The sequence below is a fragment of the Streptomyces lacaronensis genome (assembly GCF_047337785.1).
Taxonomy (GTDB): Bacteria; Actinomycetota; Actinomycetes; order Streptomycetales; family Streptomycetaceae; genus Streptomyces; species Streptomyces lycopersici.
In genome coordinates this window covers 9245239-9260445 of record NZ_JBLHDK010000003.1, presented here as the reverse complement: position 1 = coordinate 9260445, position 15207 = coordinate 9245239, and the positions used below count along the sequence as shown (strand labels likewise).

The window sequence follows — 15207 nt, the reverse complement described above, 5'->3', positions numbered from 1 at the left end:
CCGCATCAACTTTGGTGCACTCTCATCCGTACGAGGTGGTGCACGTTCACTTGTACGCGGACACGCGACATCGTCCGAATTGATGGGTGCCCGTCAGCCGGTCCTACAGCTCCCACTGGACATGGAGGACCCGGGTAATGGTGATCTTCGGCGTCGACACCCACAAGCGCAACCACACGGCAGTCGCTGTTGACGAACACGGACGCGAGCTCGGCAGCCACACAACCGGCACCACCAGCACTGACCACCTGCGCTTGCTCGCCTGGGCCCGTCGCTTCGGCGCAGACCGCACGTGGGCGGTGGAAGACTGCCGCCGGCTCTCACGCCGTCTCGAGGCAGATCTCCTCGCCGCCGGCGAGCGGATCGTGCGCGTCCCGCCCAAGCTCATGGCCCACTGCCGGACCGCCGCCCGCACCTACGGCAAGTCCGACCCCATCGACGCGCTGGCCGCAGCCCGAGCTGCACTGCGGGAACCGGACCTGCCCACCGCGCACCTGGACGACGCGAGCAGGGACGTGCGCCTGCTCATGGACCACCGCGACGACCTGGTTGCCGAACGCACCCGTGTGATCAACCGGCTGCGCTGGCATTTGCACGAACTGGACCCGGCACTCGACCCTCCAGCCCGCAGTCTCACTCAGCCCAAGCAGGTACTCACCGTGGCGGCATTCCTCGACGGCCGAAACGGCGTCGTCGCACGCCTGGCCAGGCAACTGCTGGCCCGCTGCCGAGAGCTCACCACGATCGTCCGGGAACTGGAAGCCGAGATCACCGCCCTCATCAACCGGTTGGCTCCGGCTCTATTGGAGATTCCCGGCTGCGGAGTTCTCACCGCGGCGAAGATTCTTGGAGAGACCGCCGGGATCACACGCTTCAAGTCGAAGAGCGCCTACGCACGGCACAACGGGACCGCGCCTCTGCCCGTGTGGTCCGGCAACCGCGAACGTCACCGCCTCAGCCGCATGGGAAACCGCCAGCTCAACGTCGCGCTACACCGCATCGCGATCACGCAAGCCCACTACCTCCCCGAAGCACGGGACTACCTACAGCGCCGACGCCAAGCCGGGGATACCAGCACCGAATCAATCCGCGTCCTCAAGCGCAGGCTCTCCGACGTCGTCTACCGGGCCTTGCGCCGCGACGCTCACCCCGCCGAGGAGCCACGAATCCCCCTCGCAGCAGCTGCTTGACATAGGAGCAAGCGGACGTGACCCCCGGAGTGGCCAGCCGATGGCGACGTAACGCGGGTGACAGGTGCCGTGCGAGTGCGGAGAGCGCGGCACGATCGGCCCACGAGAGCTGCGGCCGGTCGACCTGTCGGCGCAGCACGGCGACCTCATGGCGAAGCACGAGGATCTCAGTGTTGTTTGCGGCGGACGAACGACCCAGCAGGAGACAGCAGCCGAGTAGTCGGCAGAAGATCAGATAGAGCAATCGCACTCCCACGATCCCTGATCATGCCCAAACCCGGGCCATCGCAAAGCCCCTGGTCAGCCGCCCTACGGTAGTAAAGACGCCCTTCAGGGCAGCCACGTATGTCAGACGTACGGCAGGCTCACGAAATCAGCGCCTGGTAGACCAGTGAACGCAGTTGGCGGCGGAGCGGAATCCGGCGCTGCCCCCATGTCACCACCTGCGTGAAGAAGAGCGCGGTCACACCGTCGACAGGGTCGACGAAGAAGTGGGTGTTCGCTGCGCCGGACCAGCCGAACTCTCCTTTGTTTCCCATCGACCGCGCGGACACCGGGTCGATGACGACGGAAAACCCGAGCCCGAATCCGCAACCGCGGTGTTCCTCGTCGGGGTACATTGCGAAGGACATCAGGTCCGTGGCGCCCGGAAGATGATTTCTTGCCATGAGGGCGAGCGCCCGGGGGCTCAGGAGCCGTGTGCCGCCCAGCTCACCGCCTCGGACGAGCATGCTCGCGAACCGGTGATAATCACCCATCGTGGAGACAAGTCCTGGAACACCGCTGCCGGACGGAAATTCCGGTGGCTGGCGGAAGGTCTGCCTGAGCACGTCGTTCACGACGAGCTGACCGGTCTCGGGATCGGGGCTGTATATCTCCGCCAGATCTCCCAGACGCTTTGGATCGAGTGTGAACGTGGTGTCGGCCATCCCTAGCGGGCCGAACATGTGCTTGTCCATGAACCGATCAAGAGTCTCGCCGGAGCAGATCTCGATGATCCGGCCCAGGACATCAACGGCGACGGAGTAGTTCCACGAAGTCCCGGGCTCGAACAGGAGCGGAAGTCGCGCCACCTGCCTGCACATCTGGTCGAGCGTCGTACCCGGCAGGGGGAGCACGTCGTGTCCGGCGTCGCGATACAGCGCATCCACGGGGTCCATGTGGGCAAGCCCGACCGTGAGGCCCGCGGTATGCGACAGCAGGTGCCAGATCTTCATCGGCCGCGCCGCAGCACGAACGCGGTGGCTCGACGGGGACCCACCGTCGTGCACCACCAGGTCGGCGAACTCGGGGATGTAGTCGCTGACCCGGTCGTCAAGACTGAGCAGTCCCCGCTCGACGAGCATCATGACGGCTACCGATGCCACGGGCTTCGTCATGGAGTACAGACGCCACATCGTCTCCGGCTCGACGGGCAGTCCGAGCGCGAGGTCTCTGAAACCGCCGCCGCCCGCGAACACGGGTTCTCCGTGCCGCGCCACGAGCGCTGACCATCCCGGCAGCACGCCGAGGTCGACGTACCGGTCGAAGTGGCTCGTGATCCGCTCCAGCCGCTCCGCGTCGAAGCCGAACTGCTCCGGGGTGTTCGTGACGTTGAACGGGTCGGCAAATGCCTTCATGTCCCTGCTCCATGGCGTGGATGTCGAGTCGTACGTGGACGGCGGCCGCTGCTCGCTGATCGGCGGCCCACCATGAGAGGAGTTCTACGGCGCAGTGGCAACAGAGCTGTCATCCATACCGACCGCGGACAGCAGCCGTCGGGTGTAGGGATGCGCCGGATTGGCGTAGACGTCCTCGGTCAGCCCCTTCTCGACCACATCTCCGCGGTACAGGACGGCAATCCGGTGCGCGAGATGACGAACCACGGCGAGGTCGTGGGAGATGAACAGGTAGCTGACACCCGTCTCCCGCTGCAGGCTCGTGAAGAGGTTGAGAACCTGAGCCTGGACGGACAGGTCCAGCGCGCTGACCGGCTCGTCGCACACGATGAGCTTCGGCGACATCATCAGGGCACGGGCGATGGCGATCCGCTGCCGCTGTCCGCCCGAGAATTGCCGAGGGTACCTCTGTGCCGCCTCGTCCGGCAGCCCTACGTGTCCCAGTACCTCGCTGACGCGCGCCGAGGCGGAGCGACGCTCGGAACCTCGGTGGACGAGGAACGGCTCGGCCAGCGTCTGCCCCACTGTGAGCGCGGGGTTCAGCGAGCCGTTGGGGTCCTGGAACACGGCCTGGATGCTTTTGCTCAGACCGCAGCGCCGGGACCTGGACGCATGTGTGATGTCCTCGCCCTCGAACTGGATCGACCCGCGAGTCGACGCGACGAGTCCGAGGACCGCGCGGCCAAGGGTCGACTTTCCGGACCCGGACTCACCTACCAGAGCGACGGTCTCGCCAGGCATGATGTCGAGCGACACGTCGCGGATGGCCGGGGTCCCCTTGCCTCGGCGGTGGTATGACACGGCCAGGTCGCGGATGTCGAGCAAGGGCTTGTCCTGCGTGCTCACGACAGCACCTCCATTGCCTCGTCCGCGCGGATGCAGCGCGCGACGCCGCTGTCGGCGCGCCGCGTCAGCGGGATCGGCATCGTCGTACACGTATCAATGCGGTCCGGGCATCTGTCCGCGAAGTGGCAGCCGTTCGGCCACTGGCCTGGCGGCGGCACCGTACCCGGAATGGTCGGGATGGGTTCACCCACGGTCGCCAGACGTGGGTTGGCCGCGAGCAGCTTGCGCGTGTAGGGGTGGATCGGCTCCGCGATGACTCGCGCGGAGCGCCCGCCTTCCACCACCTGGCCCGCGTACATCACCAAGGCCGTGTCGCATGCCTCCGCGATGACGTCCCAATCATGGCTGACGATCAGCAGCGCCATGCCTGTCTCCCGCTGGATCGAGCGGAGAAGTTGCACAATCTCCCGCTGGACGGTGACGTCGAGCGCTGTCGTCGGCTCGTCGGCGACCAGGATTCGTGGACGGCCCGCGAGCGCGACGGCGATCGAGACGCGCTGCGCCATGCCGCCTGAGATCTGCGACGGGCGCAAGCCCATGACGCGGTCCGGATCGGGGATCTGCACCAGGGCGAGAAGCTCCCGGGAGCGATCCGACGCCACGCGCCGGCTCACCCGCTCATGTGCGCGTACCGCCTCGCGCAAGAGCTGACCGATCGTGAACAGCGGGTCGAGCGCCACCATCGGCTCCTGCGAAACGAAAGCGATGGCTCCGCCTCGCATCGCTCGCCGCTCCGCGTCGCTGATCAAGCCTGTGTCGACGCCCTCGATCTCGACGGACCCGGAACAGACTCGAACTCCGCTGGGCAGCATGCCGAGCAGGGCCAGACCGGTCATGGACTTTCCGCACCCGGATTCCCCCACCAGCCCGACGCTCTCGCCACGGCCGACCGTCAGGCTCACATCGCGGATCAGCTCGATCTCGCCGTTCGGCGCAGACGCCGAAACCGTTACGCCGGTCATTCGGACGACCGGGTCCCTCCCTTGAAAGAGCGCGGGCTCCTCTGCCTGAACCGATGGAGTCCGCATGGCAGGCTTCGCATGCGCACTGCGCGCCTTGACGCGCTGCGGCCGGGTCTCCGCCGTGCCCATCCAGCGCTCCGCCAGTGAATCGCGGACGCCGTCACCGAGGACGATCAATGCCGCCGCCGTCAGGGCGACCAGGCCGCCGGTCGGGATGGCCAACCACAGACTCTGGTCCAAGACTTCCGAGGCGTCGGACATCATGCCGCCCCACGATGGTGCCGGAGGCTTCACCCCAAGGCCGATGAAGTTCAATCCCGCCGCGATCAGCAGAGCATTGGCGGCCAGCAGCGCCGTGTTCACCACGATGAGACCACTGATCCGTAGCAGAACATGTCGTTGCGCGATGCGCCAGTTGCCGAGCCCGGACACGCGCGCCGCGGCCACATAGGTCTCGCGGCTGACGGAAATGGACGCCGATCGGACGACTCTCATCATCCCCGGCGCCGAGAGCAGCCCGACCGCGATCATGACAGCGGTCATGCTCTGGGCGAAGAGCGCGAGCACGATCAGCAGCAAGATGATGCCGGGAATCGACATCACGACGTCGGCGAGCCGCATGAGCACGGTCTCTACGCGACCGCGCTTCAATCCTGCGATCAGTCCGAGTGGAACAGCGATCACCATCGTCACCAGGATCGCGATGGCGATCTCCTTGAACATGTCCGCGCCGCCGTACATCAGACGGGACAGCACGTCGCGGCCGAGACGGTCGGTTCCGAGGAGGTGATGCGAACCCGGCCCTTCGAGTGGCGCACGGAAGTCCCCGCGCTCCGGCGAGTACGGCGCGAGCCAGGTGGCGCCGAATGACGCGACCAGCTCAAGTACGAGGATCAGGGCGGGGATCACGATCCGTGGCCGACGCAGGACCCGGCGGATTCCCGGCATGGAGATCTTCCTGGTGGTGTTCAGTTCTGCCGTCAATGTCTTACGGGTGTTCATGCCTCGACCGCCTGCGGGTTGAGTCGGCCGACCGCGAGGTCGAGGAGGAGGTTCAATGTGATGACGATGAGCGTGAAGTACACCGCTACCCCTTGGATGACCGGAATGTCGCCGCTCGACGCCGCGGTGACGGCGGCGCCGCCGAGACCGGGCAGCCCGAAAAGCTCCTCGATGACGACGGCCGATCCGAGAAGTCCGATCAAATTGTTGCCGGCCACTGTCAGGACCGTGATGGACACGTGGCGCAAAGAATGTTTGAACAAGATCGACCTCTCGCTGACACCATTGGCCCGGAGGTTTCTCACGAAGTCGCGGCTCATGATGTCGACCAGCTGTTCGCGGGTCTGCTTGGCGATCACGGTGACTCCCATGAACGTCAGGGCACAGGCCGGCAGCACGATTGATCGCACCCAGCCCTCGGCGGAGTCCCCGAAGGAGTCGTACCCGTTCGCCGGAAGCCAGGCGGCCTTGGTATTGAAAATCCAGATGCCGAGCAGCCCGATCCAGAAAGCGGGGATCGTCATGCCGACGACCGAGGCGGCGTCGGCGACCGCGCCTATCCGTCGCCCACCGCGGGCGCTCACCATACCGAGCGCGACACCGACGATCATGGAGAGCAGGGTGGCGGCGACCACGATCGAGAGGGTCGCGCCAAGCCGCATATTGAGCGCACTCACGACTGACTCGTTATTGGTGATCGATCGTCCGAGATCGCCGTGCGCGGCGCCTTTCAGCCAGTCCCAGTACTGTACCCAGACCGGGTCGTCCAGGTGCAGGCGATGGCGCAGGGCGGCCACCGCCTCCGGCGAAGCGTTCAGCCCCCCGATACTGCGGGCCGCGTCACCAGGAATGAACAACTGCAGAACGAAGGTGATCGCTGAGACAAGAAGCAGCAGTGGCACTGCCTGCGCGATTCTCGCTCCACTGGTTCGCCACATGACGTCGCGCCTTTCTTGAGAGGGGACTCAGTTGGCCGCGTAGAGATGAGTCAGGTCGGGGTTGGGGTTGGTCGCGGAAAGATTGATCCCGGCGAGTCCCGGCCGCGCGTAGACGATCTTGTCCATGGTGAATATCGGGATGTTCCAGGCGAGCTCGGAAATCCTGCCCTCGAATGCTTCCCAACTCTTCTCCTGCGCCTTCTGTGTCGACGCACCGGCAGCTTTGCTGTAGAGCGAGTCGAGCTGGGGGTCGTTCACCTTCAGAGGATTGCCCCAGCTGTAGAGCCAGTCGTTCCCATGGGCGTACGGCGGGGCGACGACGCTGCCGTAGTTGAACATCATGGCCGGATACTTCGCATACGTGGCATAGAGCGCGTTCACATTCGTCGGAACATTGATCTTGACGTTGATCCCGATATTCGACATCTCCGCCGCGAACGCCTCAGCGGCCTGCGTCTCGCCGACGCCCGTCAGGTTGACGATGATGGGCATGGTGAAGCCCTTCGGATAACCCGCCTCGGCCAGCATCCTCTTGGCCTTCTTGACGTCGTAGCCGTACCTTGTCGAGAGCGCATCGAAATAGCCGCTCTGCCCCTTCAAGACGGATGCGCTCCACCCCCTGGCGTACGTCCCGAACAGGGACGAGGCGACGGCGTCGCGATTGATGGCGTACAGCATCGCACGCCTGACCCGTACGTCGCCGAGCGCCTTGACCAGCTTTCCCTTACGGTCCTGGATCTGGAGCTGCATCGCCGAGTAGGGCGTCGAGTGGACCTGGAAGCCCGCGGACTTCGCCGCCTTCGCCGTGGTGGGATCGCCCAGTGCGTAGTCGGCCTCACCGGAGCGGAGGGCGGCGAGTGTCGCGTTCTCATTCTTCATGACCTTGACGATCACCTTCTTCCATTTCACTCGGGATTTGTCGAAGTACTCTGGGTTGGGTACATAGGTGTAGGTATTCCCGGTGACTGTCTTCGATTTGTCGATCATGTACTGCCCGGCCCCGTGCGTGGTGGTGCCGAGATCCTCGGGATTCCGGAGTCCAGCAGGGCTGATGATCTCACCGGTCGTATGCCTCGACAGATAGAACGGCATCATCGGGTTAGCCGTCTTCAGATGCAGCCGGAGCTTGTGGCCGGAGAGCACTTCGATCGATCCGACGGTGCTCAAGTTCGAGGCGAGCGGGCCGCCGGCCTTCGCGTAGTACTCCAGGGAGTTTTTCACACCCTCGGCCGTGAGCTTCGAGCCGTCGTTGAACTTCACACCGGAACGCAGGGTGATGTCGAAAGTTCTATTGTCCTTGCCGACGTACCCCCACTTCGTCGCCAGGCCGGGTACATACTTCCCGTTCGCGTCCACGCCGATCAGCGTGTCGTAAGCCAACTCGAAGAAGAACTGCTGCGGGTCGGCCGAACCTCCCAGGGCAGGATTCAAACTATTGGCCGCGATCGATGAGGCGACCGTGAGCACGTCCGGATCCTGAGCCTTTGCCGCGTCTGTGGATGCCCCGATTCCACCGCAGGCCGACAGGAAAAGCGAAAACGCGAGAGTGCCCGCCGCAGCCGCGAGAGCGAAGCGTGGCCTTGTCATATGAACCTCCGGCCCTCATGTTTCTGAAATATTTTAAGTTCTGCCGCCCGGGCGGTTTGCCATCAATTGGCGTGGCTGACGTGGGGGACCAGAAGAGTGATGTACGCGATACCGGCCAAGCGGTCCACATTGTCGAAGAGGAATAGCAGATCGAGGCTGTGGTGAGCGCCCATGATGCCGCCCAGGACGGGCGTACGGTAGTCCAAGCGATAGCAGAACACGTCGGCCGGTTAAGGCAGCTTGGCATGGACGAGTAATTGAGTGGCTGCGGTGAAGGCGCCGCCGGTGCAGGCGCGGGCCGACAGGAACTGCGGGACCGCCTCCGGCACGCGGTCCCGGCACAGGCTGAGAACTACTTCGCCGCCATCCTGGCCGAACAGCCGCCGGAACGCTTCGGGCAGTCCTTCCCGGTCCGCGGACATCCCGCCGATCTCCACCCCGCGTACCGCTCCGGTCGTGGTGGCAACGACCTTGTACCTTCCCATCGATACGGCGTCCCTATTGTCGGGTTGAAATGGTGTCCTGCCTGCCTGACGCTGCGGATCGGCTGGATCGCGACGGTGCTGGCCACGGCGGGCGGCACCACTGAAGACGAAAAGGTTGCCTCGGCCTCCGGGATGACTGGCGATGAACGGACCGACGCCTGCGGCAGTGCTCCGCGGTCGGTGATGGCAACATTGCCAATGCCCAGGTCAGGGAATTGGCAGACGGGTGGGGCAGGACGAGATCGAGCTCAGGCTTCCCGGCCTGTCGTGTGCGGTGTGCCGGCTGGAGACACTCCGCGCAGCTCGTACGTGCTCACCGGACTGGAGACCGCTGTCAGGGCGTAATCCGTGTGTGGCTGTTGTGCATGTCAGTCCCCAGCCGACTCGCTCGGCGTTGGGCGACATGAAACACGCCATCAACAGTTGAGGTCAATACCTGAAGGGAATATCACTCAAAACGCCATTTTGAATTCTGGCTGTGAATTCAACCCCGTAGTATCCGCCGCCACGAGCAGACAGCCCGCAATGATGCGCAGGTCTCCCAGCTCCGACGGGACGACACGGAACTCCTCCAGTCCGAAGGACGCGTGCCGGGCGAGCGTGTCCGTCAGCGGGCGCAACAGCATCTCGCCGGCGGCCGCCAGCCCGCCGCCGACCACCACACGTTCCACGTTGAGCAAGCGGACCACCTGGGCCAGAACCTCGCCGATGTCGGCGGCGGCCTCCGTGATGGTGCGGACCGCGAACTGCTCGCCGGCGAGAGCCGATTCGATCAACGTGGCCAGGGTGGGCGCGGCGTTCTGCGACAGTCGGCGCCGGACCGGTTCAAGCAGCGCGGCCTCTCCCACGAGTGTCTCCAGACAACCGCGGTTCCCGCACCAGCAGCGCGGACCTCGGTCGGATCCGGAAAAATGGCCGATCTCCCCGGCCATCCCCCGCTCCCCCTCGAACACCCGGCCCTTGATGACCAGAGCTCCGCCCACCCCGGACGACAGCTCCACGTAGACGAAGTTCTCCCAGTCCTGCCCGGCGCCCATCCGAGCCTCCCCCAACGCGGCCATGTTCGCGTCGTTGCGCACCTGGACTTCGCACCCCAGGGTCTCAGCGAAACGGCCGACGTCCGCGTCGCGGAACATCCGGGGCTGCACGTCGACCCCGGGCACTGTCCCTCCCGCCCGCACCTGCCCGGAGACCCAGCCGGGCGCGCTCACGGCAATCGCTCCGATGTCCGCCAGTCCCCTCGTGGCCTCCTGTACCGCGGCCATCACCAGGTCCAGCTCCCGCCCGCTGGACACGCTCCCGTGCGGCCAGCGCTTGGCGGCCAGCTCCACACCCTCCGGGTGCCAGACGGCTGTCTCGAATCCCTCGCGGGTCATCGATACGCCCACAAGTGACGACGACGGCTTCGCCGACAGCCTCACGACGTTCGCCCTGCGGCCTGAGCGCACCCCGGGGCCGATCTCGACGAGGCCATCGGCGGCCAGCTCCTTGACGATGCTGGACACCAGGGCCGCGGACAGACCAGTCCGCTCGGCCAGGTCGACCTGGGCACGCGGGCCGTACCGCAAGGCGCTGAGCACCCGGGAGACGTTGAGACGGCGGAGACTCTTCAGCGAACCGGGTGCGCCGACGGAGCGAGGCATGTGCGGATCCTACCATTGAGTTCAGTGCATGAAGCAAAGGTGCTCTACGCCGTCGGGATAGGTTGGTCTCGACCTCGGCGCGGATCGCTTGGAGGCATCGTGACGGACCTTGCGCGAATGCGACCCCGGCGTTGTTCACCAACAGGGTCACGTCCGGTGCGTGCTCGGCGGCTGCGGCCACTGATGTGCCATCGGCGATGTCGAGAAGGAGGGTCTGTGTACCGGGAACGGTGTACGCCCCCCGAATAATGCGTCCGCGCAGGACACCAGCTCGACGAGCTTGGAGAAAGTTCACCGCGCTTACATCTTCCCTCGCCTGAGCGAAGACCGGATGGAGCACTCCCGCGCCGACCAGCAAGATGCGTGACTGTGCTGCTGCGAATCCTCTACCTCGCCCTGTCAACCGTGTTCAAGTTCGTGCGGCTCGTGCCGATGAGCGACCGCGACAAGAACCTCGAGATTTTGGCGCTGCGCCACCAAGTCGCCGTACTGCAGCGCACGGCAGACCGTCCGCGGTTGACCTGGGCCGACCGGGCACTCCTCGCGGCCCTACTCCACCGCCTCCCCCGAGAACAGCTCCGTCAGCTCCGCCTGATCGTCTCTCCGGACACCCTCCCGCCCTGGCACCACGACCTGCTCCACCGCCGCCACGCGAAGGCTTCCCGTCCCCAACACCGCGGCCGACCACGTACCGTCGCCGCAGGTGTTCTCGCGGCCTACGCAGATGCCGGCCATCTCGCCTCCGCCGCCGGGCTCGTGCCAGTCCCACGTGACTCGGGCCGCCCGGCGTTGTTGGAGGAGTTCGTGCTCTTCACGTGGCAGCAGTGTCAGGACGCGGTAGGCGGCCGTGGTGCAGGTGTCTTTGGCCGGGCAGCTGGTGCATCCGGCGCCGGAGAAGTCGATGTGGACGCGGGGTTCGCCGCCGTGGTGTCGGTCCAGCGGGTGCTGATCCGGCCCTGGGGGCAGGTGGCCCGCCGGGCCCGCCAGTCGAGGCGGAAGTCGCCGGCGACGTAGCCGCTGCCGTGCAGAGCTGGTCGGCCGCCGGCTTGCTTGACCGGCCCGATGACCTCGATGCCCAGTGCACGGGCCTCAAGGATGATCTTCACGCTGGTGTAGCCGCCGTCCACGTAGTGTTCGGGCCGGCTTCAGGCCGCGCTCGGTCAAGGTCTGATGGACGGCGGCGGTGAGCTGGTGGTCGTCCGTGGTGGCCGGTGTGGTGTCGGTGCACGTGATCAGGTGGGGGAGGTCGTCGTCGCAGCTTTCGGTGAGATGGGGTCTTGTAGCCGTCCCAGGCGGATCCACGCTTCACCCCGCAGCGGGCGTCCACATCGTGTGGGGAGACGATGCGTGCTGCTCCCGGCGGGCGTTGTTTGTGTCCGCGCCAGCGCACCCCGCGGGCGTCGCGCTGGTACTCCTGGGCCCACACTGCGCAGGTGCACGACTGCTTCGAGGCCGGCGAGGTGGGCGGGGGCCGTGGGATCGTCGAGGGTGGCGAGGAGTTCGTAGCCGTCGCCCCGACGTTCTCGGCGAATGCGGTTCGCTCGGCCTCGCCCTTGGGCAGCCGGTAGGAGTCAGCGCGTTGCCGGTAGCGCGCGAGCCAGTTGGCGTTGACCGCGTCGGTGCCGGCCAGCCAGGCGGGGGCGGCCACCGCCAGGGCCTCCAGGGCGCAGCGCATGGTCTCGGTGACGAACTCCAGCCGGTTCAGGTCACGGATGCAGGCGATGACGTGGGTGGAGTCGGTGCAGGCCCGGCCGCCGGCCCGCAGCAGGCCCCGTTTGTTGCACTGCGTGAGGATGGCGTCCAGGATCTGCTGTTCCAGGCCGTGGGCGATCAGCCGGTCCCGGAACTCGCTGAGCACCGAGAAATCGAAACCAGGGTCAGCGAGTTGGAGGCCGAGGGCGTATTTCCAGTCGATCCGGCCGCGCACTGCACAGCGGCCTGCCGGTCGGTCAGCCGTTCTGGGTACTGCAGCACGCTGACCAGCGAGCATCCCCGGAGACACGGACGGACCGCCCGGATGGCGTGCACCCGCCTCACAGGATGATGTCCGTCTCCAGCACAGCAGCCCGCAGCGCCTCGGCGACCTGTGCCGTCGCCCCCTGCGGCGGATGCCGGCGCCGGGCCAGCAGCAGGCGCCGCTGCTCCTGCGCGCCCCCGCGGACCGGCCGGATGACGACACCCTCGGGAGCAGCGCCGGACAGGGCGACCGGCACCGTGGTCAGGCCGCAGCCAGCCGCAACGAGGTGCAGCTTGGCCAGCCAGTCCTGCGCGGTGTGAGCGATCTCGGGCCGCTCGTCGAGCCCGGGCCACACGCCCATCAGCCGGTCGTCCCCGGAACCCGGCGCGGCGATCCAGCGCTGCCCGCGCAGGTCGGCGACGTGGACGTTGTCATGGCGGGCCAGAGGGTGGGCGGCGGGCAGGGCGAGACAGAGGCTCCGCTCGGTCAGGGTCTGGAACACCAGCGAGGGCGACTCGGCATCCAGGGGACGGAACGGGGGCGCCGAACTGATGAGCGCCAGGTCGATGCTGCCGGTGCGCAGCGCCCGGAGCAGAGCGGGCGTGCCGCCTTCCCGGGTGCTCATAGTGATGCCCGGGTGAGAGACACGTAGTGCCGCTATCGCCTTCGGCATCAGGACGGCTCCCACACTGGGCAGCCATCCCACCCGCACGGTCCCGCCCTGGTCCGGCAGTCCGGACAGTTCGCGGGCGGCGCGGTCGATCTCGTCGAGGGCCACCGAAGCACGGCGCAGCACGAGGTGGCCAGCGGCGGTCAGCCGGACGCCTTCGCGGCGCCGATCGAGCAGCCTGGCGTCGGCGACCCGCTCGATGGAGGCGATCTGACTTGAGACGGCGGACTGTGTGTAACCCAGCGACTCGGCGGCGGCCGTGAACGTGCCCTGTTCGGCCACCGCCCGGAAGACTCGTAAGGCGGTGAGCGACACATCTCTGAAGTCCATGAACAATACGCATATCACATGTGCCGAACTCTCGTTTGCCTCATACCAGGGGTGTCCGCACCCGGTCTCAGACATCCAGCTCTCAGCAGCCTCTCGAACTGATCACTGAAGGGCCCGTCATGACCAAGTCCCCCTCCCGATCTGTCCCGGTGACGGGGCGTCCGTCCACTGTGCTGATCCCGCCGCCGGCCCCCTCGAGCCGCCGCCCGCCCTCGCCCCGCACCTGGCCACGATGCGCGCCGTCTACCGGGACCTGTGGCGACGCGGGACCCGGTTGGTGGTCGGCTCCGACGCGGGCATCGCCCCCTTCAAACCGCATGACGCGCTCCCGCACGGCCTGGCGCAGATGACGGACCAGCTCGGCCTTCCGCCGAAGGCGGCGCTGACGTCGGCGACCCGGCTGGCGGCCGAGGTCCGCGGCGTCGCACCAGGAAGGGACGTGTCGCACCAGGCGCCGGCGCCGACCTGCTGGCCGTCACCGGAGATCCCGCCCGCGACATACGGGACCTGCACCGCGTGCTGTCGGTGTACCACGCGGGCGTCCTGGTGCGGTGACTGCCGGGGCCCCGGCAGTCAGGGAGCGGCGGGCGCCGTCCAGCCCTCGTCGGACAGCCGCGACCGGATCGTGCGTCGGCGACATCGCCCTGGACCGAGACCGCCGGACCGCCCGATGCGCGGAGCGCCGCGACCGTGTCGGCGGCCGCGCGCTTGTTGCCGGCGTAGTTGAACACCACGGTGTCACCTCGCTCCGCGAAGCGGTCAGCGACCTCGTGGCCGATGCCGCGGGTTCCGCCGGTGATCACCACGACCCGCAGGGACGTAGGTGTCATGTCATGCCCCCTGAGCATTATTGCGAGCGATGCGCACCCCTTGTGCGGCGCGCATCACCAGCGTCGCTCGGCACACGTGGACTATGAATACGTGCCAGTCCGGGTGGCATGCGCGTCAGTCCACGGCGGTGCCGGAAAGCCGGTGCGGTCGGCCCGGCGGGAACGCGGTGTCCGTCAGACGTTCCGACACCTCCCACAACCCGGCGGCCAGCGCCGGGTCCTGGGCCCTGGCACTGCGCGGCACGAGCGTGGGCCGGCCGCGCTGGCCGCCCCGTCCGTCGGGGCCGGCGTAGCTCGCTCCGGGGAGGTCGCGGGTGGCCGCGAAGAGTATCGGCTGTGCTCCGTGGCGTTCGCTCTGGGAGATGAGGCGGCCCACGGTCGCCGCGACGACCTTCATGACCGGGCCGAGGTGCCGGTTGAGTCCGGTCATCGCCGCGCCGGGGTGGGCGGCGAGCGCCCTGACCGAGGAGCCCGCCTCGGTCAGGCGACGCTGTAGCTCCAGTGTGAAGAGGAGGTTGGCAAGCTTGGACTGGCCGTAGGCGGCCGAGGAACGGTAGCTCCGGCGCTTCCAGTTCGGGTCGGCCAGGTCCAGGACGGCGTTCTTGTGGGCGTTGGAGGCGATGGTCACAACGCGGTCGGTGATCTGCGGCAGCAGCAAGTTGGTGAGGGCGAAGTGCCCGAGGTGGTTGGTGCCGAAGTGGGTCTCGAATCCGTCCGCGGTCCTGCCGAGGGGGACGTTGGCGACACCGGCGTTGTTGATCAGCACGTCGACCGGTCCGTCGACGGAGGCGGCGAACTCCCGTACGGAGGCGAGGTCGGCGAGGTCGAGCCGGCGCAGTTCGAGGGAGCCAGGCAGGTCTGCCGTGGTGCGGCGGGCACGCGTGACGTTGCGCACGGCCATCACGACGTGTGCTCCCGCTGCGGCGAACGCGCGGGTGGTCTCCAGGCCGATGCCGCTGTTGGCGCCGGTGACGATCACCGTGCGTCCGGTCTGCGGGGGAAGGTCGTCGGCCACCCAGGGGGCGATGTCGAGTGAGCTGGTCATGACTTTGAATGTATTCATGAGGTACATTGTAGTCAACGAATACATCGAGTCAAACGATCAGACG

The 15207-nt window shown here is 66.8% G+C and carries 14 protein-coding genes; 2 read left to right on the top strand and 12 right to left on the bottom strand.

Annotation, left to right across the window (positions count from 1 at the left end):
- The first annotated feature begins 137 nt into the window (after window positions 1-137).
- Window positions 138-1190 carry an IS110 family RNA-guided transposase gene (locus ACMTAK_RS40175; RefSeq protein ID WP_413810696.1) on the top strand — a complete coding sequence of 351 codons (1053 nt, stop codon included), beginning with the start codon at window positions 138-140 and terminating at the stop codon, window positions 1188-1190.
- Between the two features lie 365 nt (window positions 1191-1555).
- Here the strand turns inward: ACMTAK_RS40175 and ACMTAK_RS40170 are convergent, their stop codons facing one another.
- The 8 genes from ACMTAK_RS40170 to ACMTAK_RS40135 form a co-directional block, all read right to left on the bottom strand.
- A complete protein-coding gene (locus tag ACMTAK_RS40170) occupies window positions 1556-2809 on the bottom strand; it encodes a serine hydrolase domain-containing protein (protein WP_413810695.1) in 1254 nt (417 codons plus the stop codon).
- Window positions 2810-2893: 84 nt separating this feature from the next.
- On the bottom strand, window positions 2894-3694 hold the full coding sequence (locus ACMTAK_RS40165) for an ATP-binding cassette domain-containing protein (RefSeq protein ID WP_413810694.1): 801 nt from the start codon (window positions 3692-3694) through the stop codon (window positions 2894-2896).
- Entirely contained in the window at window positions 3691-5658 is a 1968-nt protein-coding gene (locus tag ACMTAK_RS40160) for a dipeptide/oligopeptide/nickel ABC transporter permease/ATP-binding protein (protein WP_413810693.1), read from the bottom strand. Before ACMTAK_RS40160 ends, ACMTAK_RS40165 begins: the two co-directional genes overlap by 4 nt.
- Window positions 5655-6596 carry an ABC transporter permease gene (locus ACMTAK_RS40155; protein WP_413810692.1) on the bottom strand — a complete coding sequence of 314 codons (942 nt, stop codon included), beginning with the start codon at window positions 6594-6596 and terminating at the stop codon, window positions 5655-5657. Before ACMTAK_RS40155 ends, ACMTAK_RS40160 begins: the two co-directional genes overlap by 4 nt.
- 27 nt (window positions 6597-6623) lie before the next feature.
- The gene (locus tag ACMTAK_RS40150) at window positions 6624-8063 is read right to left on the bottom strand and encodes an ABC transporter substrate-binding protein (RefSeq protein WP_413810691.1); all 1440 of its coding nucleotides are present in this window, start codon (window positions 8061-8063) and stop codon (window positions 6624-6626) included.
- Window positions 8064-8245: 182 nt separating this feature from the next.
- Window positions 8246-8404, bottom strand: a complete 159-nt coding sequence (locus tag ACMTAK_RS40145) for a hypothetical protein (RefSeq protein ID WP_413810690.1) — start codon at window positions 8402-8404, stop codon at window positions 8246-8248.
- Between the two features lie 9 nt (window positions 8405-8413).
- Window positions 8414-8668 carry a hypothetical protein gene (locus ACMTAK_RS40140; RefSeq protein ID WP_413810689.1) on the bottom strand — a complete coding sequence of 85 codons (255 nt, stop codon included), beginning with the start codon at window positions 8666-8668 and terminating at the stop codon, window positions 8414-8416.
- 452 nt (window positions 8669-9120) lie between these two features.
- A complete protein-coding gene (locus tag ACMTAK_RS40135; protein ID WP_413810688.1) occupies window positions 9121-10311 on the bottom strand; it encodes an ROK family transcriptional regulator in 1191 nt (396 codons plus the stop codon).
- A gap of 369 nt (window positions 10312-10680) precedes the next feature.
- On the opposite strand from ACMTAK_RS40135, the gene ACMTAK_RS40130 reads away from it, so the two are divergent.
- Entirely contained in the window at window positions 10681-11325 is a 645-nt protein-coding gene (locus ACMTAK_RS40130) for a hypothetical protein (RefSeq protein ID WP_413813285.1), read from the top strand.
- Between the two features lie 88 nt (window positions 11326-11413).
- Here ACMTAK_RS40130 and ACMTAK_RS40125 read toward each other — a convergent pair whose 3' ends face one another.
- From ACMTAK_RS40125 to ACMTAK_RS40110, 4 genes are all read right to left on the bottom strand, one after another.
- A complete protein-coding gene (locus ACMTAK_RS40125; RefSeq protein WP_413810687.1) occupies window positions 11414-12301 on the bottom strand; it encodes a transposase in 888 nt (295 codons plus the stop codon).
- A 43-nt stretch (window positions 12302-12344) separates the two neighbouring features.
- Window positions 12345-13268, bottom strand: coding sequence for a LysR family transcriptional regulator (locus ACMTAK_RS40120; RefSeq protein WP_413810686.1), 924 nt, complete (start codon window positions 13266-13268; stop codon window positions 12345-12347).
- A gap of 308 nt (window positions 13269-13576) precedes the next feature.
- Window positions 13577-14098 (bottom strand): SDR family NAD(P)-dependent oxidoreductase, encoded by a 522-nt coding sequence (locus ACMTAK_RS40115; protein ID WP_413810685.1) that lies wholly within the window; start codon window positions 14096-14098, stop codon window positions 13577-13579.
- Window positions 14099-14213: 115 nt separating this feature from the next.
- Window positions 14214-15170, bottom strand: coding sequence for an oxidoreductase (locus ACMTAK_RS40110; protein ID WP_413810684.1), 957 nt, complete (start codon window positions 15168-15170; stop codon window positions 14214-14216).
- Between the last annotated feature and the right edge of the window lie 37 nt (window positions 15171-15207).